The organism is Aeromicrobium sp. Leaf289 (genome assembly GCF_001423335.1).
In the GTDB taxonomy this organism is placed as follows: Bacteria; Actinomycetota; Actinomycetes; order Propionibacteriales; family Nocardioidaceae; genus Aeromicrobium.
The window spans coordinates 103,382-122,678 of the sequence record NZ_LMNK01000001.1 but is presented as its reverse complement, the minus strand read 5'-3'; the positions used below and the strand labels follow the sequence as shown (position 1 = coordinate 122,678).

Here is a 19,297-nt window from a genome sequence, read left to right as displayed (position 1 = left end):
CCTCCCACGAGAACGCAAGGGTCCGTGGGAGGTCACGGTCAGAGCGGGTGGGCGATCTCGTCGGCGGGCATCCGGGCCCACACGATCGCGACCGCGGCCACGACGAGCGGCACGGCGGCGGCGACCAGGAACACCTCGCGCAGACCCACCGCCTCCGCCGTGGGACCGGCGATCGCGACCGATGCGGGCACCAGCAGCAGCGAGACGAAGAAGTCGAGGCTGGAGGCCCGGCCGAGCAGCTCGGGCGGCACGCGACGCTGCAGCAACGTGCCCCAGATCACCATCGGCGCGGAGATGAGCACCCCGACGACGAACAGGGCGACGGCGATGAGCGGCACCGACGACGTGAAGCCGACGACCACGAGCGGCAGGCACCCGACGCCCCACATGAGGTTCATGACCGTGAGGTAGCGACGCGGCATGCGCAGCATGCTCATGCCGAGCGACGCGAGCGCGCTGCCGGCGCCGTAGGCCGCGAGGATCCACGCGTGCCCCGTGGCGTCGCCTCCGCCCTCCTTGACCACGAACGGGATGAGGACGTCCATCGGTCCGATGACCAGCAGGAGCATGAGGCACGCGAACAGCAGCGTGGCCAGGAACCACGGCGTGGTGACCATGTAGCGCAGCCCGATCCGCAGGTCGGCGAGAGCACCCCGCACGGGATGGCCACCGAGGCTGGCCGGGTCGCGGCGCAGCGGGACCGGGCGGAGCAGCAGCAGGGTGAGCAGGCAGCCGAGCTGGCAGACGGCCACGAGCAGCAGGGCCCACGCCGGCGAGGCGAACGCGACCACGACGCTGCCGAGCGCGGGGCCGCCCGCGTGCTGGAGCGTGGGCCGCAGGAACCCCTCCACGCCGTTGGCGGCGAGCAGGTCGTCGGACTCGACGATCGAGGGGAGCAGGGCGCTGTAGGCCGGGAAGTAGAAGCCGACAGCCATGCCCAGCACGGTGCCCCCGACCGTGAGGTGCCAGATCTCGAGCCCGCCCCCGAGCGCCAGGGCCGCGACGCCCAGGAGCACGACCATGCGGGTCGTGGCGGTGGCCATGAGGATGCGACGCTGCGGCACGCGGTCGGCGACGACGCCGCCGACCAGCACGGTGGCCACCATGCCGAGGGAGTAGCCCGTGATGGCGAGCGACAGGGCACCGGGGCCGCCCCCGAGCGCGATGACCTGCCACACGACCGCGATGACCCAGACGCCCTCGCCGAGCAGCTCGAAGGCCGCCGCACCGATCAGCGGTCGGTACTGCGGATGGCGGAACGGGCGCAGCGGTCCGCGGGCCCAGGTGCGCACGGCGTCGGCCCCGTGGGCGGGCGGGCGGGGCGTGAGCTCGGTCATGACGGGTCCAACCTAGGCGTGGAGTCCGACGGAGCGTCTTCTAGGCTCGTGCGGTGACCTTCCCCGCCGCCGTCCTGTGGGACCTCGACGGCACCATCGTCGACACCGAGCCGCTCTGGATGGCCGCCGAGACCGCCCTGGCGGCCCGGCACGGGGCCATCTGGACCGAGGAGGACGGCCTCGCCCTCGTGGGAAGCGACCTGCTCGAGGCCGCGCACCGGATCGAGGCCCGCATCGGCTCCGGGCTCCACCCCGAGCAGATCGTCGACCACCTCGTGAACGAGCTCGGCGAGGCGATGCGGCGAGACCAGCCCTGGCGTCCGGGCGCTCCCGAGCTGGTGCGGGCCCTCGCCGAGGCCGGTGTTCCCCAGGCCCTCGTGACGATGTCGTACCGCTCGATCGCCGCACCGGTCGTCGAGGCGCTGCCCTTCGACGCCGTCGTCACCGGCGACGAGGTCAGCCGCGGCAAGCCGCACCCCGAGCCCTACCTGGCGGCCGCCCGGATGCTGGGGGTGGACCCGGCCGACTGCCTGGCCGTCGAGGACTCCGCGACCGGAGCCGCCTCGGCGGACGCCGCCGGCTGCGTCGTCCTCGTCGTGCCGCACATGGTCACGGTGCCGGACGGTCCGCGCCGCCTGGTGCGGCCCAGCCTGGCCGGCCTCGACGTCTCGATGCTGAGGGAGCTCTGGGCCACCGCGTGACGCCTGGACCGCCCGCTAGGTTGGCGTCGTGAGCGTCCCGTCCAGCCCGCGTCCTGCAGGCACCGTCCGGTTCGGCCGGCTGGCGGGTGCTGACCTGCTCGCCCGGCCCTCGCTGCTGCTCATGGGCGTGGTGCTCGTCGTGCTGTTCGCGCCCCGCTTCGCCGTCGAGGCCAGCACGAACGCCTACGTGGTCGCCGCGTCGTTCGTCCTGGCGCTCTACGTCTCGGTCCTCGTGCACGAGCTCGCGCACCTCGCCGTCGCCCGGTCGTTCGGCATGCGGGTCCCGACGGTCACGCTGCACCTCCTCGGCGGCGAGACCGCCATCGAGGGCGAGAGCCGCACGCCGTGGCAGGAGCTGGTCACGTCGGTCGTCGGTCCCCTCGCCTCGCTCGCGATCGGTCTGCTCGCCCACGGGATCGCGGACGGCTCCACCGGCGTCGCCCGTGACCTGTGGTGGTCGATCGGCTGGGTCAACCTGCTGGTCGCCGCCTTCAACATGCTCCCGGGTCTCCCGCTCGACGGTGGCCGGGTCCTGCGCGCGATCATCTGGCAGCTCACCGGGTCCGAACGTCGGGGTGTCGTGGTGACCGCGTGGATCGGACGTCTGGCGGCCCTCGCCCTGGGCGTCCTCGTGGTCGTGCGGGCCGTCCAGGGCGCCGCCTGGGGCGCCCGCTGGTGGATCGACGTGCTGCTCGTCGGCTTCGTCGCCTTCTTCCTCTGGACGGGAGCCACGGCCGCGCTGCGCGGTGCCGACCGCGGGGCACGCATGAACGCGCTGCGCGCCGACGAGCTCGGCCGCCCCTTGGGCGACGACGTGTCGCCGGAGTGGCCGCGCCTCAGCGTGCGGGCCCGGGGCACCACGCTGCTGCGGGCGATGACCGCCCACCCCGCCGACGTGTACCTGCTCGTCGACGACGACGACCGCCCGGTGGGGATCCTGCTGGCGGCGGACGTCGACACGGCCTACCGAAGGGAATCATGACCACCTGGATGCGCAGTGGACCGTTCGTCGAGGGGGAGTGGGTACGACTCTCCGACGCGAAGGGGCGCAAGCACAACATCCGGCTCGAGGTCGGGCGTGAGTTCTCGACCAAGAAGGGCCAGCTCCGCCACGACGACATCATCGGCGAGCCCGAGGGCATCGTCGTCACGTCCACGCTCGACGGGCAGTACCAGGTGTTCCGTCCGCTGCTGTCGGAGTACGTGGTCTCGATGCCCCGCGGCGCCGCGATCATCTACCCCAAGGACGCCGCCCACATCGTCACGATGGCCGACATCTTCCCGGGCGCGCGGGTCGTGGAGGCCGGAGCCGGCTCCGGCAGCCTGACCGCCTACCTCCTGAGGGCGATCGGACCCGACGGGCACCTGGGCTCGTACGAGATCCGTGAGGAGTTCGCCGAGACGGCCCGCCAGAACGTCGAGCAGATCGTCGGGCCGGACCTTCCGCAGTGGACGCTCACCGTCGGTGACGTGCGCGAGGTCATGGCCGAGCCGGAGATCGACCGGCTCGTGCTCGACATGGTGGACCCGTGGTCGTGCGTCCCGCTCGCGGCCGAGCGCCTGGTCCCCGGTGGTCTCGTGTGCGCCTACGTGGCCACCACCACGCAGCTGTCGCGCTTCGTGGAGACCCTGCGTGCCGACGGTGGCTTCACGGAGCCGACGGCGTGGGAGACGATGCAGCGCGGCTGGCACCTCGAGGGACTCGCCGTGCGCCCCGACCACCGCATGGTCGGGCACACCGCCTTCCTGGTCACCGCGCGGCGCATGGCACCCGGACACCCGGCGCTGGAGAAGACCCGTCGCCCCGCCCCGGGGGCCTACGGACCCGACTACGACGGGCCCCGACCGGCGGGCATGTCCGACTGATCACCTCGGGCACCGCAGGCACGGCGAAACCGGATCGTCATCCGGCGCGCGCTCGGTCGACCCTTGGTGCAACCTGATCTCGGCTAGGGTCGAACTCGACGAGCAGGAGGTGGCGATCGTGAACGAGAACCCCGGTGGATCGGAACACGAGCTGGCGTACCTGCGCGCGGAGGTCGAGCACCTCCGGCGCCGGTTGGGCTCGGAGGGTTCCCTCGACTCCAGGCTGTCCGACCTCGAGGCCCGACTGTCCTCGACCAACGCGCAGAACGAGCGGCTCACGTCCACGCTGCGCGAGGCACGTGACCAGATCGTCACGCTCAAGGAGGAGGTCGACCGGCTCGCCCAGCCGCCGACCGGCTTCGGCACGTTCCTGCAGCTCAACGCCGACGAGACGGTCGACGTGTTCACCGGTGGCCGCAAGCTGCGCGTCACCGTGAGCCCTGCCGTGGACAGGGACGAGCTCCGCAAGGGCCAGGAGGTCATCCTCAACGAGGCCATGAACGTGGTCGCGGCGCTGGACTTCGAGACGACCGGCGAGGTCGTCATGCTCAAGGAGATCCTGGCCGACGGCGAGCGCGCCCTGGTCCTCGGCAACGCCGACGAGGAGAAGATCGTCCGGCTCGCCGACTCGCTGCTGGGGATGAAGCTGCGTGCGGGCGACTCGTTGCTGCTCGACGGCCGCGCCGGGTACGTGTACGAGCGGATCCCCAAGAGCGAGGTCGAGGAGCTCGTCCTCGAGGAGGTCCCCGACATCGACTACGAGTCGATCGGAGGCCTGCGCAGCCAGATCGAGTCGATCCGCGACGCCGTCGAGCTCCCGTACCTGCACCCCGAGGTCTTCATCGAGCACGAGCTCAAGCCGCCGAAGGGCGTGCTGCTGTACGGGCCGCCCGGCTGCGGCAAGACCATGATCGCCAAGGCGGTCGCGGCGAGCCTGGCCAAGAAGGTCTCCGAGCGCACCGGCGAGGAAGGACGTTCCTTCTTCCTCAACATCAAGGGCCCCGAGCTGCTCAACAAGTACGTCGGCGAGACCGAGCGGCACATCCGGCTCGTCTTCCAGCGTGCCCGCGAGAAGGCCAGCGAGGGCACGCCGGTCATCGTCTTCTTCGACGAGATGGACTCGTTGTTCCGCACCCGCGGCTCGGGCGTGTCCTCCGACGTCGAGAACACGATCGTCCCGCAGCTGCTCAGCGAGATCGACGGTGTCGAGGGCCTCGAGAACGTGCTCGTGATCGGCGCCTCCAACCGCGAGGACATGATCGACCCGGCCATCCTGCGCCCGGGACGCCTCGACGTGAAGATCAAGATCGAGCGACCCGACGCCGAGTCCGCCCGCGACATCTTCAGCAAGTACCTGACGCCCACGCTGCCGCTGCACCCCGACGACCTGGCCGAGTGGGGCGGTGACCGCACGGCCACGACGCAGGGCATGATCCAGCGCACCGTCGAGGCCATGTACACCGAGTCCGAGGACAACCAGTTCCTCGAGGTCACGTACGCCAACGGCGACAAGGAGGTCCTGTACTTCAAGGACTTCAACTCAGGGGCGATGATCCAGAACATCGTGGACCGCGCCAAGAAGATGGCGATCAAGGACCTGCTCGAGACCGGCCAGAAGGGCCTGCGCGTCCAGCACATGCTGCAGGCCTGCCTCGACGAGTTCAAGGAGAACGAGGACCTCCCGAACACGACGAACCCCGACGACTGGGCACGCATCTCGGGCAAGAAGGGCGAGCGCATCGTCTTCATCCGCACCCTCATCACGGGCAAGGGTGGCAGCGAGCCGGGTCGCTCGATCGACACGGTCGCGAACACGGGGCAGTACCTCTGAGCGCACGACCCGGGGAGCGCAGCGCGGCCGGTCCCTCGGACCGGCCGCTGCTGCGTCGTGCCCGGTACGCCGACCCCGACGTCGTCGCGATGACCACCGAGGTCCAGGCCGAGTACGGCCGGCTGTACGGCGGCAGCGGCGACATCTCGCCGATCGAGGACGAGCACTTCCTGCCCCCGCACGGGCTCTTCCTGGTGCTGGAGGTCGACGGCGCGGCGGCCGCGATGGGCGGCTGGCGTCGCGGCGGACCGCAGGGGGAGTCCGACGCGGAGATCAAGCGGATGTTCGTGCGCGAGGCGTTCCGCCGGCGGGGTCTGGCGCGTGTGGTGCTGACCGAGCTGGAGCGCACTGCGGCCGAGGCGGGGCTACGCCGGCTCGTGCTGGAGACCGGCACGCAGCAGCCCGAGGCGATCGCCCTGTACCGGTCGGCCGGGTACGTCGACGAGCCGGCGTTCGGCTTCTACGCGGCCTACGACGACAGCGTCCACCTGGCGAAGGTGCTCAGCTCCTGACCATGCGTCGGGTCGTCCAGTGCAGACGTCCGATGTCGTGCGGTCCGGTGCCGCGGTGCTGCTCGATCGCTGCGGCGTAGTGGCCGACGAGCTCGGAGCACACCGCCTGCCAGCTCCTCCCCTCCACGGAGCGGCGCGCCGCCCTCCCGAACGCCGCTCGCTTGGCGTCGTCGCCGGTCAGGTCACGCACCCGCTCGGCGAGGTCGGCGAGGTCGCCCGGCTCGTAGAGCCAGCCGGTACGGCTGTGGTCGACGAGGTCGACCGGCCCTCCGACACCGGCGGCCACGACCGGGACACCGGAGGCGAGGCCTTCCTGGACCACCTGGCAGAACGTCTCGGTCTCGCTCGTGCTGACCAGCACGTCCAGGCTCGCCACCGCGGTGGCCAACGCCGAGCCGTGGAGCATGCCGGTGAAGTGGGCCCCGGGCAGCAGCCGCTCGAGGCGGGTGCGCTCCGGTCCGTCGCCCACCACCACCAGCCGGATCCCGGCCTGGTGCTGCAGGGCAGCCAGGTCCTGGACCTGCTTCTCGGGCGCGAGCCGGCCGACGTAGCCCACGAGACGTTCGCCCGCGGGAGCGAGCTCCCGTCGCCACGTCTCGTCCCGCCGGGTGGGGGAGAACCGGTCGGTGTCGACCCCGCGGCGCCACAGCCGGAGCCGGTCGACCCCGCGCTCCTCCAGGGTCCGGATCGTGGCCGTCGACGGGGCGAGGGTGAGGTCGGCCCGACCGTGCAGGTCGCGGACCCGCTTCCACAGCAGGGTCTCCACGCCCCGCACCCCGTAGCGACCGGCGTAGGTCGGCACGTCGGTCTGGTAGACGGCGACCACGGGCAGGTCCAGCGCCGCTGCGGCCAGGGCCGCTCGCCAGCCCAGGGCGAACGGCGACGCGAGGTGCACCACGTCGGGGCCGAAGTCCCGCAGGATCGCGGTGAGCGGGGAGACCCGTCCGGTGGCGACCCGCACGTCGGCGTACCCCGGGAACGACCAGGCCGGCACGGTCACCACGCGGGCCCCGGCCACGGTGGCGGGCACGTCCGGTCCGGCGTCGGGTGCGACGACCAGCACGTCGTCCCCGCGGGCCGCGAGGTGGTCCAGGACGCGGAGCACCGAGTGCACGACGCCGTTGGTCTGGGGGAGGAAGGACTCTGCGACGATCACGATCCTCATGCCGCGAGCCTCGCGGGCGCCGACGACGCCACGGTCACCGCGAGGTGGCCGACGGTTGAAGGGTGGGCGACGAGCGTGCGCACGGTCCGGTCGTCGTACCCACCGGGCGCCGGACGTCGGGGGAGTGGGGCGGGGACGCCTACGCTGGGGCCATGACGGTGAGACGCGTGCAAGGCAGCGAGGTCGAGTACGGCATCGCCGTCCAGGGACAGCCGAACGCCAACCCGATGGTGGCGTCGACGCACGTCGTGAACAGCTACGCCGCCGCCCACGGGCTCACCCGGCGCGCCCGCTGGGACTTCGAGGAGGAGAGCCCGCTGCGCGACGCGCGCGGGTTCGACCTGAGCCGGGAGGTCGCCGACCCGACCCAGCTCACCGACGAGGACCTGGGCCTGGCCAACATCATCCTGACCAACGGCGCCCGCCTGTACGTCGACCACGCGCACCCCGAGTACTCCTCGCCGGAGGTCACGTCGCCCCGCGACGTCGTCGTCTGGGAGAAGGCCGGCGAGCTCGTGATGCGGCGCGGCGCCGAGCTCGCCGCCCAGGTGCCCGGCGCGGGCTCGATCGTGCTCTACAAGAACAACATCGACAACAAGGGCGCGTCCTACGGCTCGCACGAGAACTACCTCGTGGACCGGGCGGTCCCGTTCGACGCGATCGTCGCGCAGCTGACGCCGTTCTTCGTCTCGCGCCCCGTCGTCTGCGGCGCCGGCCGGGTCGGGCAGCGCCAGGACGGCAGCGTGCACGCCTACCAGCTCTCGCAGCGCGCCGACTACATGGAGGTCGGCGTGGGTCTGGAGACCACGCTCAAGCGACCGATCGTCAACACGCGCGACGAGCCGCACGCCGACCCGAAGAAGTACCGACGTCTGCACGTGATCATCGGTGACGCGAACCTGGCCGAGACGTCGATCTACCTCAAGCACGGCACCACCTCGATCGTCCTCGCCATGCTCGAGGCGGGGTTCCTGACCCCGCCTCCCGCCCTGGCGCAGCCGGTCAAGGCCCTGCACGACATCTCCCACGACACGACCCTCACCACGCTCGTGGAGCTGCAGGACGGCACCACCGCGACCGCCCTGGACCTGCAGTGGCACTACCTGGAGCAGGCACGGGCCTTCGTGGCCCGCGAGGGGTCCGACGAGCAGACCGACGACGTGCTGCAGCGCTGGGAGAGCGTGCTCACCCGGCTCGCCCGCGACCCGATGGAGTGCGTCCGCGAGCTCGACTGGGTGGCCAAGCTGTCGCTGCTGGAGTCCTACCGGGACCGCGACGGCCTCGACTGGGACCACGCCAAGCTCCACCTCGTCGACCTGCAGTACCACGACGTCCGTGCCGAGCGCGGCATCTACCACCGGCTCGTGCACTCCGGACGGATCGACCGGATCGTCAGCGACGCCGAGGTGGTGCGCGCCGTCGAGGAGCCGCCGCACGACACCCGCGCCTTCTTCCGCGGCCGCTGCCTGAGCACCTTCGCCTCCGAGGTCGCCGCAGCCTCCTGGGACTCGGTGATCCTGGACCTGCCGGGCTACGAGTCCCTCCAGCGGATCCCGACCATGGAGCCCCTCCGCGGCACCGCCGACCACGTGGGTGCGCTCTTCGAGTCCAGCGCCGATGCCACGGCGCTGTTCCGGGCGATCACCGGCCGCTGAGTCCCGCGCCCGCAGGCGACGCATCGGTCCGGCCGCGAAAAGCACCCGCCAGCGACAGGCCCGAACTCGAGCGGCGTGTGGGTCGCAGGGGGATAGGCTGACGGCATGGCCGAGCAGCAGCACAGGAACACGCGGAAGTCCTCCGACGACGAGGAGCAGGTCGAGACGTCGCACGTCGACGCAGCCCAGGACACCGAGCGCAAGGAGAAGCTCGACGACGACGTCGACTCGATCCTCGGCGACATCGACGACGTCCTGGAGGAGAACGCCGAGGAGTTCGTGCGGAGCTTCGTCCAGAAGGGCGGCCAGTGAGCGGCCCCGTGATGCTTCCCGACGGCTACCGGTCCGTGGGAGGCACCTCGTTCGCCGACCTCCTGGCCTCGCAGTCGCCCGAGATGCTCCCCGGTGCGGCCGGCGCCGCCTCCGGTGAGCTCGCCGGCGTCGCGCACGGCACCACGATCGTGGCCGCCACGTTCGCGGGCGGTGTGGTCATGGCCGGCGACCGCCGCGCGACGATGGGCAACGTCATCGCGCAGCGCGACATCCAGAAGGTCTTCCCCACCGACGAGTTCTCGTGCGTCGGCATCGCGGGCACGGCGGGCATCGCCATCGAGATGACCCGCCTGTTCCAGGTCGAGCTCGAGCACTACGAGAAGATCGAGGGCGCCACGCTCTCCACCGACGGCAAGGCCAACCGGCTCGCCGCCCTCATCCGCGGCAACCTCGGCATGGCGATGCAGGGTCTGGCGGTCGTGCCGCTCTTCGCCGCCTTCGACCTGGTGCAGCAGTGCGGCCGCATCTTCGCCTTCGACGTGACGGGCAACAAGAACGAGGAGCGCACCTTCCACTCGGTCGGCTCGGGCTCGACGTTCGCCCGCGGCTCGCTCAAGAAGCTGTACTCGCCCGACATGGACGAGCGCTCCGCGGTCACCGCCGTCATCCAGGCGCTCTACGACGCCGCGGACGACGACACCGCCACGGGCGGGCCCGACCTGACCCGGCGGATCTTCCCGCTGGTCAGCGTGATCACCGCCGACGGCTACCGCGCCTGGGACGAGACCGAGACCGCCGCCGTGGCCGACGCGGTCATCGGGGGCCGCATGACGCGCCCCGACGGGCCCTCGGCCCCCCTCACCTGAACGCCCCTCCGGAGGAGCAGCATGACCGCACCGTTCTACGTCTCGCCCGAGCAGCTGATGAAGGATCGGGCCGACTTCGCGCGCAAGGGCATCGCCCGGGGCCGCAGCGTGGTCGTCCTGCAGTACGCCGACGGCATCCTGCTCGTGGCCGAGAACCCGTCGCGCGCGCTGCACAAGATCAGCGAGATCTACGACCGGATCGGATTCGCCGCGGTCGGGCGGTACAACGAGTTCGAGAACCTGCGCATCGCGGGGGTCCGTCTCGCCGACATGCGCGGCTACGCCTACGACCGCCGCGACGTCACCGGCCGTGGCCTGGCCAACGCCTACGCCCAGACCCTCGGCACCATCTTCTCCTCCGGCGGCGAGAAGCCCTACGAGGTGGAGATCTTCGTCGCCGAGGTGGGCGACTCGGTCGAGACCGACACCATCTACCGGCTCATGTACGACGGCTCCGTGGCCGACGTCCAGGGCCACGCCGTGATGGGCGGCCAGAGCGACCAGGTCGACGAGCACGTCACCCAGCACTTCACGGCCGGGCTCGACCTCGCCGGGGCCGTGCGCCTCGCCACCCAGGCCCTGGCCTCCGACGCCGACCCCGCCCGCTCGATCGCCGCCGGCGACCTCGAGGCCGCGGTCCTCGACCGCACCCGTGCGCAGCCGCGCAAGTTCAAGCGACTCGACGAGGCGACGATCGCCACGGCCCTCGCCGGCTGACGCCTCCGCTCCGCCGGAGGGAGGAGGCGGCATCGGCCGCGCGACCGATGCGCCTGCCCGACCGCGACGCCTAGCGTCGTGAGGGTCACGTCATCGATCCCTCGGGGGGAACCCATGCGACGTCTCCTGTCGTGCGTCACCGCGGCCACGCTGGCCGCCGGCCTGCTGGCCACCACCACCACACCCGCCCAGGCCCGCAGCGGCTCGGAGCAGAAGCGGCTCGACCGCATCGCCACGCCCTCGCTGGACTGGGGGGCCTGCAGCGCGGGCGCGCCGGCGGGCTTCGAGTGCGCCACCGTGGAGCTGCCCACCGACTACGACCGGCCCCGCGGCGCCACCACCACCGTCGCGCTCACCCGGCTCCCGGCGAGCGACCCGGAGTCGCGGAAGGGCAGCCTGTTCTTCAACTTCGGGGGCCCCGGTGGCGAGGGTGTCTCGACCCTGCACCAGATCTCCGACCTCGTCGTCACGCCCGAGGTGCGCGAGCGCTACGACCTCGTCGGGTTCGACCCGCGCGGTGTCGGTCTGTCCGACCCCGCGCTCTGCTACGACGACGCCGCGGACGAGGCGGCCGCGTTCGAGGGGCTCCCGGCGTTCCCGGTCACCCGGGCCGAGGAGCGCGCCTTCGTCGGCCAGTCGGCACGGATCGCTCGCGCCTGCCGCGACGAGGCCGGCGACGTCATCCGCCACGCGTCCACCGCGAACGTGGCGCGCGACCTCGAGCTCCTGCGTCGTGCCGTGGGCGATGACACGCTCGCCTACCAGGGCTACTCCTACGGCACCTACCTCGGCGCGACCTATGCCCGGCTGTTCCCGGACCGGGTCGGCTCGATGGTGCTCGACGGCACCGTCGACGTGGACGCCTACTCCGGCGCGAACCGCGACCCGCGCTCGGTCGGCGCACGTCTCGCCCAGGGTCCGGCCGCGGAGGAGGCGTTCGACGCGTTCCTCGAGCAGTGCCGCCTGGCAGGTGAGCGCTGCTCCCTGAACGCGTTGGGTGATCCCTCGGACGTCGTCGGCCAGCTCCTGGAGCGGCTGAGGACGCAGCCCGTGACGCTCGACGTCCAGGGGACCGCTGTCGAGTACACCTACTCGCTGGCCATCTCGTCGATCTTCCTCCAGCTCTACTCGCCGAGCTCGTTCGCCGGGCTCTCGGACTTCCTCGTGCTCCTCGCCCAGGGCGGCGGCGAGCCGTCGACGACGCTGCAGCGGCAGCTGGCCCCGGCCCAGGAGCGCTACACCTCGCTCGGCAGCTCGTTGGCCCAGCTCTGCGTCGACTCCCGCTCGATCCTCCCGCCCGCCGCGTACCCCGCGCTCGCCGACCGCGAGGACCGGCTCGCGCCGCGGTTCGGACGCTTCCGCAGCTGGGTCGGCGTCCAGTGCCCGCAGATCGGTCTGCGGGACGGCGACGCCTTCACCGGGCCGTGGACGCAGACGACCGACGCGAGCGTCCTGGTGATCGGCACACGCCTCGACCCGGCGACGCCGTACGCGAACACCCGACCCTTCGCCGAGAACTTCGCGGACGCTCGCGTGCTGACGGTCGAGGGATACGGCCACACGACGCTCGGGGTCAGCGCGTGCGCCGACTCCGTCGTCGCGCGCTACCTGGTGGACGGGGACGCACCGGACGACGGGGAGACCTGCGCGCAGGACCGTGCCCCGTTCGCGGAGCAGCCCACCACCCAGCGCGCCCCGGCACCCGCACTGCCGGCACCGCTGCCCGGGCTCTGAGCCACCGCCCGACGACGTCCGCCCCCGCCGGTGCTCACCAGCGGGGGTGGACGGCCTCGCGCAGGTGAGTGTCGTAGATGCGCCGGACGCCCTCGAGCAGCTCGGGCCGGACGTCGACCGCGGCGGCGCGCGCGTTGGCGCGGGCCTGCTCGGGGGAGCGGGCACCGGGGATGACCGTGCTCACGCCCTCCTGGGCGACCACCCAGGCGACGGCGGCCTGGGCGGAGGAGACGCCCTGGGGCACCAGGTCGGTGAACTCGCGCGCAGCCTGCACACCGACCTCGTAGTCGACGCCCGAGAAGGTCTCGCCGACGTCGAACGCCTCGCCCTTGCGGTTGTACGAGCGGTGGTCGTCCTCGGCGAACGTGGTCTCGACCGTGTAGCGCCCGCTCAGCAGGCCGCTGGCCAGCGGCACCCGCGCGATGATCCCGACGCCGGCCGCCCGCGCGGCGGGGAGGACCTCGTCGAGCGGCTTGAGCCGGAAGGCGTTGAGGATGATCTGCACCGTCGCGACGCCCGGTCGCGCGATCGCGGCGAGCGCCTGGTCGCACGTCTCGACGCTCACGCCGTAGGCGGACATGACGCCCTCGGAGACGAGCGTGTCGAGGGCGTCGTACACCTCGTCGTCGGTCACGACCGCGCTCGGGGGGCAGTGCAGCTGGACGAGGTCCAGCGTGTCGACGCCGAGGTTGCTGCGCGATCGGTCGGTCCAGGCACGGAAGTTGTCCATGACGTAGTTCTCGGGCACCTGGTCGAGGCGGCGGCCCATCTTGGTGGCCACCGTGAGGTCGAGGTCCGGACGCGCACGCCGGAAGTCCGCGATGGCCTGCTCGCTGCGGCCGTCGCCGTACACGTCGGCCGTGTCGAGGAACGTCACGCCGGAGTCCACGGCGGCGTCCAGCACGGCCCGGGCGTCGTCGCGGCTCACGTCGCCCCAGTCCGCTCCGAGCTGCCACGTGCCGAGGCCGACGACCGAGGCCTCGCGGCCGGTCCTTCCGAGGGTCCTGTGCTCCATGGTCCCGACCCTACGGGCCGCCTGCGCGCCCGCGCCCCGAACGGTGCCGCGCGCACCGCGCCGCGACCGGCGCTTCGACCGACGGGGCCGGCGTCGCCGGACTAGGCTGACGACATGGACCGGCGGATCTTCGGGATCGAGAACGAGTACGGCGTCACCTGCTCGTTCAAGGGTCAGCGTCGTCTGTCGCCCGACGAGGTCGCCCGCTACCTCTTCCGCCGGGTCGTGTCGTGGGGGCGCAGCAGCAACGTGTTCCTGCGCAACGGCGCGCGGCTCTACCTCGACGTCGGCAGCCACCCCGAGTACGCCACGCCCGAGTGCGACGACCTGGTCGACCTGGTCACGCACGACCGCGCGGGGGAGCGGATCCTCGAGGGCCTCATGCTCGACGCCCAGCAGCGCCTGGCCGACGACGGCGTCGACGGCGACATCTACCTGTTCAAGAACAACACCGACTCCGCCGGCAACTCCTACGGCTGCCACGAGAACTACCTCGTCGGACGAGGCGGCGAGTTCAGCCGGTTGGCCGACGTGCTCATCCCGTTCCTCGTCTCGCGACAGATCATCTGCGGCGCGGGCAAGGTCCAGCAGACGCCCCGCGGCACGATCTTCTCGGTCAGCCAGCGCGCCGAGCACATCTGGGAGGGCGTCTCGAGCGCCACCACCCGGTCGCGACCGATCATCAACACCCGCGACGAGCCGCACGCCGACGCCGAGCGCTTCCGCAGGCTGCACGTCATCGTCGGCGACTCCAACATGAGCGAGACCACCACCTTGCTCAAGGTCGCCACCACGGACCTGGTCCTGCGCATGATCGAGGCGGGCGTCACGATGCGCGACATGACGCTGGAGAACCCGATCCGGGCGATCCGCGAGATCTCCCACGACATGACCGGACGGCGCAAGGTCCAGCTCGCCAACGGCCGCGAGCTCTCCGCCCTGGAGATCCAGGCCGAGTACTTCGGCAAGGCCGCCGAGTTCGTCGACCGGCACGGCCTGCACACCCCCACCATCGACCGCACGATGGACCTGTGGGAGCGCACCCTCAAGGCCGTGGAGTCCGAGGACCTCTCCCTCGTCGAGCGCGAGATCGACTGGGTCATCAAGTTCCGTCTGCTCGACCGCTACCGCACGGCGCACGGCATGAGCTGGGCCGATCCGCGGATCGCGCAGCTCGACCTGGCCTACCACGACATCCGGCGTGACCGCGGCATCTTCTACCTGCTGCAGAACCGCGGAGCGGTCGCGCGGGTGACGACCGACCTGGGGGTCTTCCAGGCCAAGTCGGTGCCACCGCAGACCACCCGGGCCCGGCTGCGCGGCGACTTCATCAAGCGTGCCCAGGAGCGCCGGCGCGACTTCACCGTCGACTGGGTGCACCTCAAGCTCAACGACCAGGCCCAGCGCACGGTGCTCTGCAAGGACCCGTTCCGCTCCGCCGACGACCGCGTGCAGCGGCTCATCGACGGCATGTGACGCAGCGTCGTGACCCCACGGCCGATGCACGGTCGCCGCTCAGGATCCTCTTGGGCGCCCGGGCTACGGTGATCGAGGCCATCACCCCGACGAAAGTGCTCCCGTGCGTCGAAACCTTGCGATCGTCCTGACCTCCGCCCTCGTCCTCGTCGGCTGCGGCTCCGGCTCCGGTGGAGGACTCGACGCCGTCGAGGTCGGCTCGAGCAAGAACCCGAGCGTCACGGTCCCGGAGGACTTCACCACCGACTCCACCGAGACGCGGGTCGTCAACGAGGGCAGCGGCGACGAGGTCCAGGACGGCGACACCGTCAAGCTCAACTACGTGGCCGTGAACGGTCGCACGGGCAAGCAGTTCGACAACTCGTTCAAGGCCGAGAGCCCGCTCACGACGCAGCTCACCGAGGGGAGCGTGCTGACCGGGTTCGTCAAGGGCCTGACCGGGCAGAAGGTCGGCAGCCGCGTGCTGGTCGCCATCCCGCCGAAGGACGGCTTCGCCGAGGGCCAGGCGCGCGACCAGGCCGAGCAGACGCTGGGCGTCAAGGCCGACGACACCATGGTCTTCCTGTTCGACATCGTCGCCAAGGTCCCCACCGAGGCGAAGGGTGCGGCCGAGAAGCTGCCCGAGACCGTCCCCTCGATCACCCTGAAGGACGACAAGCCGGCCGGGTTCGAGACCAGTGGCGACGTCACGAAGGACCCCGAGAAGGCGGCTGCGTACGTCGCGATCAAGGGCGACGGAGAGAAGGTCGCCAAGGGGGCCAGCATCACGGCGCACTACGTCGGCCAGGTCTACCCCGACGGCAAGGTGTTCGACAGCAGCTGGGACCGCGGAACACCGTCGACGTTCTCGCTCGACCAGGTCATCGCCTGCTGGAAGGACCTCCTGCCCGGCCAGACGATCGGCAGCCGCGTGGTCCTGGTGTGTCCCGCCGACTCCGCCTACGGCGACAGCCCGCAGGAGGGCAGCGGCATCGAGCCCGGCGACACGCTGACCTTCGCGATCGACCTGCTGGACGCCTCCTGACCGTCTGACATGCTGGGGGCGTGGCCGACCGCAAGACCGAGAGGTTGATGAACCTCATCTTCACCCTGCTCGTCACCCGTCAGTACCTGTCCAAGGAACAGATCCGCCAGGCGATCGCGGACTACCGCGCCTCGACCCAGGTGGCCTTCGAGCGCAAGTTCGAGCGCGACAAGGAGGAGCTGCGCGAGCTCGGCATCGCCGTCGAGACCGGCACCAACGACAAGTACTTCGACGACGAGCCCGGGTACCGGATCCGACGCGACGCCGCCGAGCTGCCCGACCTCGACCTCACCCGCGAGGAGGCCGCCGTGCTGGGGCTGGCCGCGCAGGTGTGGGAGCACGCCGGCCTGGCCACCAGCTCCACGTCGGCCCTCGTCAAGCTCAAGGCCGCCGGCGTCGCGGTCGACACCGACGTGCTGCGCATGGCCGAGCCCAAGCTGTCGGCGCACGAGCCGGCCTTCGAGGCGGCCCTCGACGCCGCCACCCGTCGTATCCCCGTGCGCTTCGAGTACCGGCGCCCCGGCGCCGAGGCCACGCAGCGGCGGGTCCTGCCGTGGCGGATCCTGTCCTGGCGTGGCCGCTGGTACCTCGTCGGCCACGACGTCGACCGCGACGCGCCGCGCATGTTCCGCCTCTCCCGCGTCGTCGGCGACCTGGAGCACGACGGCGAGCCCGGCGCGTTCGAGCGCCCGGCCGAGGAGGTCGTCTCCGCGGCCGCCACGGCCCTCTTCCCCCGTCCGTCCGACCGCACCGCGCGCCTCAGCGTCGCGACGGCCCGGGCCAACGCCCTGCGCCGCAGCGCCGCCTCCGTCACTCCGGGCGACGACGGTCGCGACGAGCTCGTCGTCCCGTTCTCCACCGGCTGGGACCTGGCCGCCGAGATCGCCTCGTACGGGCCCGACGTCGTCGTCCTCGACCCGCCGGAGCTCCGTGACCAGGTGATCGGCCGCCTGCGCGCCGTGCTCGAGGCCACGGGGGCGGCCTCGTGAGCCGACCGACGAACCGCTCCGCACAGCAGGTCGTGCGGATGCTCGCGCTCGTGCCGTACCTGCAGGGCAACGACGGGGTGCCGGTCCACGACGTCGCCCGCGAGTTCGGTGTCCCGCCCAAGCAGATCCGTGACGACCTTCGCCTGCTCATGTTCACCGGGGTGGGGGAGTACGCCGGTGAGCTCATCGACGTCGACCTCGCCGCGCTCGAGGGCGACGACGTCATCCACATCCGCGACGCCGAGTTCCTGTCCCGACCCCTGCGCCTGACAGCCGACGAGGGCATCGCGCTCGTCGCCGCGCTGCGCACCCTGCGCGCGTCGGCCGCCGGTCCTCAGTTGCCGATCGTCGACGCCGCCCTGGCCAAGCTGGAGACCGCCGTGGCCGGCGACACCGCCGTGGAGGCCGTCGACGTGCACGTCGCCGAGGTCGATCCCGCCATCCGCGACACCGTGGCGGCCGCGCTGGCCGACGGCCGCCGGCTCGAGCTGGACTACGCCACCGACTCCCGCGACGACGTCACGACCCGCCAGGTCGACCCGCAGCAGCTGTTCGCCCGGCAGGGCCACACCTACCTCGAGGCCTACTGCCTGCGCGCCGAGGACGTCCGGTTCTTCCGGCTCGACCGCATCACGCGCGCCGTCGACACCGGCCAGGCGGTCGAGCGCCACGACGCCACCGCCCGCGACCTCGGCGACGAGCTGTTCTCCGTGAGCGACCAGACCCCGTCCGCCGTCCTCGACCTCGACCCGGCTGCGCACTGGCTCACCGAGTACTACCAGGTCGAGGAGCTCGGCGAGGTCGACGGCCGTCGCCGCGTGCGCCTGTACGGGGGCGACGAGGCCTGGCTGCGTCGGCTCGTGCTGCGCAACGGTGGCACGGTGCACGTCGTCGAGCCACGCACACTTCGCGGACAGGTGATGGACACGGCACGTTCAGCACTCGCCGCGTACGATGGTTGAGACCGCACCCGACGAAAGAGACATCATGTTCAGGCAGATCGGCCCTACGGAGATCCTCCTCATCCTCGGCGTGGTCCTGCTGCTGTTCGGCGGCCGCAAGCTTCCCGAGCTCGCCCGCGGGTCCGGACGTGCCCTGCGGATCTTCAAGTCCGAGGTCAAGGAGCTGAACGACGGCGACGACAAGCGCGACGACGCCGACGTGGCCGCCGCCTCCGACCCGACGGTGCGCCCCGACCAGGTCGCCGACGACCTCACGGTGCGCCCCGAGCCGGTGCGCCGCGACTCCACCCCCGAGCAGGGCTAAGGCTTGGCCGCGATCAGCGGCACGCCGTCCGGGGCCACCGGCGGCACCATGCCGCTCGTGGAGCACCTCCGCGAGCTCCGGACGCGCCTCACGCGTGCCGTGCTCGCGATCCTCGTCTTCACGATCCTGGGGTTCGTCTTCTACGGCCCGATCCTGGACTTCCTCACCCAGCCGTACAACGACATGCGGCCGATCCTGCAGACGCAGGGCATCGAGTCCGAGCTGGTCATCACCGGCGTCGGCGGCGCGTTCCAGTTCCAGCTGAAGATCTCGCTCGTGTTCGGCCTGCTGGCCTCGAGCCCGCTGTGGCTGTGGCAGCTGTGGGCGTTCATCCTGCCGGCGATGCACCGGCACGAGAAGAAGTGGGCGGCCATCCTCGCCGGCACCGGCGCCCCGCTGTTCGTCGGTGGCGCCGCCCTGGCCTACGTCGTCCTGCCGAAGGCGATGGAGATCCTCATCGGGTTCGTGCCCGACGGGTTCGGGAGCCTCGTGACCGGGGCCGAGTACTTCGACTTCATCATCAAGATGCTGCTCGTCTTCGGCGTCGCCGCCGAGATCCCGCTCGTCGTGGTCATGCTGAACCGGCTCGGGATCGTGTCGGCGAAGCAGCTGGCGTCGGCACGGCCCTGGACCATCATCGGCATCTTCGTGTTCGCCGCGATCGCGACGCCCACCACCGACCCGCTCACCATGCTCTTCCTGGCCGCACCCATGACGGTGCTCTACCTCATCGCCGAGATCATCACCAAGATCACCGATCGGCGGCGCGGACGTGAGCGCGTCGACGCGACCGCCGACGACGACGCCTCCCCGCTCGACGGACCGTCACGCCTCGACGAGGACTGACCATCGTGCGACTGCGCGGGGTCT

At 71.6% G+C, this 19,297-nt stretch carries 19 protein-coding genes; 16 read left to right on the top strand and 3 right to left on the bottom strand.

Annotation, left to right across the window (positions count from 1 at the left end):
- Positions 1-38: 38 nt before the first annotated feature.
- Positions 39-1,337 (bottom strand): MFS transporter, encoded by a 1,299-nt coding sequence (locus tag ASF37_RS00645; protein ID WP_082480827.1) that lies wholly within the window; start codon positions 1,335-1,337, stop codon positions 39-41.
- Between the two features lie 53 nt (positions 1,338-1,390).
- Between ASF37_RS00645 and ASF37_RS00640 the strand changes: the two genes are divergently transcribed.
- The 5 genes from ASF37_RS00640 (at position 1,391) to ASF37_RS00620 (ending at position 6,247) form a co-directional block, all read left to right on the top strand.
- Positions 1,391-2,038: an HAD family phosphatase gene (locus ASF37_RS00640; RefSeq protein ID WP_056577358.1), complete on the top strand. Its 648-nt coding sequence runs from the start codon at positions 1,391-1,393 to the stop codon at positions 2,036-2,038.
- Positions 2,039-2,066: 28 nt separating this feature from the next.
- Positions 2,067-3,020, top strand: coding sequence for a site-2 protease family protein (locus ASF37_RS00635; RefSeq protein ID WP_055968214.1), 954 nt, complete (start codon positions 2,067-2,069; stop codon positions 3,018-3,020).
- On the top strand, positions 3,017-3,904 hold the full coding sequence (locus tag ASF37_RS00630; RefSeq protein ID WP_055968217.1) for a tRNA (adenine-N1)-methyltransferase: 888 nt from the start codon (positions 3,017-3,019) through the stop codon (positions 3,902-3,904). Before ASF37_RS00635 ends, ASF37_RS00630 begins: the two co-directional genes overlap by 4 nt.
- A 109-nt stretch (positions 3,905-4,013) precedes the next feature.
- On the top strand, positions 4,014-5,735 hold the full coding sequence (arc, locus tag ASF37_RS00625; RefSeq protein WP_056578535.1) for a proteasome ATPase: 1,722 nt from the start codon (positions 4,014-4,016) through the stop codon (positions 5,733-5,735).
- A gap of 89 nt (positions 5,736-5,824) precedes the next feature.
- Positions 5,825-6,247 (top strand): GNAT family N-acetyltransferase, encoded by a 423-nt coding sequence (locus ASF37_RS00620; RefSeq protein ID WP_056577363.1) that lies wholly within the window; start codon positions 5,825-5,827, stop codon positions 6,245-6,247.
- On the opposite strand, the gene ASF37_RS00615 is transcribed toward ASF37_RS00620, so the two are convergent.
- Entirely contained in the window at positions 6,237-7,412 is a 1,176-nt protein-coding gene (locus tag ASF37_RS00615; protein ID WP_056577367.1) for a glycosyltransferase family 1 protein, read from the bottom strand. The two genes, ASF37_RS00620 and ASF37_RS00615, sit on opposite strands and share 11 nt — an antisense overlap.
- Before the next feature lie 152 nt (positions 7,413-7,564).
- On the opposite strand from ASF37_RS00615, the gene dop reads away from it, so the two are divergent.
- The 5 genes from dop (at position 7,565) to ASF37_RS00590 (ending at position 12,657) form a co-directional block, all read left to right on the top strand.
- Positions 7,565-9,067, top strand: a complete 1,503-nt coding sequence (gene dop / locus ASF37_RS00610; protein WP_056577370.1) for a depupylase/deamidase Dop — start codon at positions 7,565-7,567, stop codon at positions 9,065-9,067.
- Between the two features lie 105 nt (positions 9,068-9,172).
- Positions 9,173-9,379 (top strand): ubiquitin-like protein Pup, encoded by a 207-nt coding sequence (locus ASF37_RS00605; protein ID WP_055968231.1) that lies wholly within the window; start codon positions 9,173-9,175, stop codon positions 9,377-9,379.
- Positions 9,380-9,390: 11 nt separating this feature from the next.
- On the top strand, positions 9,391-10,206 hold the full coding sequence (gene prcB, locus ASF37_RS00600) for a proteasome subunit beta (RefSeq protein WP_055968610.1): 816 nt from the start codon (positions 9,391-9,393) through the stop codon (positions 10,204-10,206).
- Positions 10,207-10,227: 21 nt separating this feature from the next.
- Complete coding sequence (prcA, locus tag ASF37_RS00595) at positions 10,228-10,923, top strand: proteasome subunit alpha (protein ID WP_056578531.1); 696 nt, start codon at positions 10,228-10,230, stop codon at positions 10,921-10,923.
- A gap of 114 nt (positions 10,924-11,037) precedes the next feature.
- A complete protein-coding gene (locus tag ASF37_RS00590) occupies positions 11,038-12,657 on the top strand; it encodes an alpha/beta hydrolase (RefSeq protein WP_056578528.1) in 1,620 nt (539 codons plus the stop codon).
- A gap of 34 nt (positions 12,658-12,691) precedes the next feature.
- Here ASF37_RS00590 and ASF37_RS00585 read toward each other — a convergent pair whose 3' ends face one another.
- Positions 12,692-13,672, bottom strand: coding sequence for an aldo/keto reductase (locus tag ASF37_RS00585; RefSeq protein ID WP_056578525.1), 981 nt, complete (start codon positions 13,670-13,672; stop codon positions 12,692-12,694).
- A 114-nt stretch (positions 13,673-13,786) separates the two neighbouring features.
- Here ASF37_RS00585 and pafA point away from each other — a divergent pair, with 114 nt between their 5' ends.
- The 6 genes from pafA (at position 13,787) to tatC (ending at position 19,273) form a co-directional block, all read left to right on the top strand.
- Positions 13,787-15,148 carry a Pup--protein ligase gene (pafA, locus tag ASF37_RS00580; protein ID WP_055968239.1) on the top strand — a complete coding sequence of 454 codons (1,362 nt, stop codon included), beginning with the start codon at positions 13,787-13,789 and terminating at the stop codon, positions 15,146-15,148.
- Positions 15,149-15,251: 103 nt separating this feature from the next.
- On the top strand, positions 15,252-16,172 hold the full coding sequence (locus ASF37_RS00575; protein WP_056577377.1) for an FKBP-type peptidyl-prolyl cis-trans isomerase: 921 nt from the start codon (positions 15,252-15,254) through the stop codon (positions 16,170-16,172).
- A gap of 20 nt (positions 16,173-16,192) precedes the next feature.
- Positions 16,193-17,161, top strand: coding sequence for a YafY family protein (locus ASF37_RS00570; protein WP_055968242.1), 969 nt, complete (start codon positions 16,193-16,195; stop codon positions 17,159-17,161).
- Positions 17,158-18,123, top strand: coding sequence for a YafY family protein (locus tag ASF37_RS00565; protein WP_235492967.1), 966 nt, complete (start codon positions 17,158-17,160; stop codon positions 18,121-18,123). The genes ASF37_RS00570 and ASF37_RS00565 overlap by 4 nt, the downstream gene beginning before the upstream one ends.
- 25 nt (positions 18,124-18,148) lie before the next feature.
- Complete coding sequence (gene tatA / locus ASF37_RS00560) at positions 18,149-18,427, top strand: twin-arginine translocase TatA/TatE family subunit (protein ID WP_055968245.1); 279 nt, start codon at positions 18,149-18,151, stop codon at positions 18,425-18,427.
- Between the two features lie 3 nt (positions 18,428-18,430).
- Complete coding sequence (gene tatC / locus ASF37_RS00555; RefSeq protein WP_235492968.1) at positions 18,431-19,273, top strand: twin-arginine translocase subunit TatC; 843 nt, start codon at positions 18,431-18,433, stop codon at positions 19,271-19,273.
- Positions 19,274-19,297 lie beyond the last annotated feature (24 nt).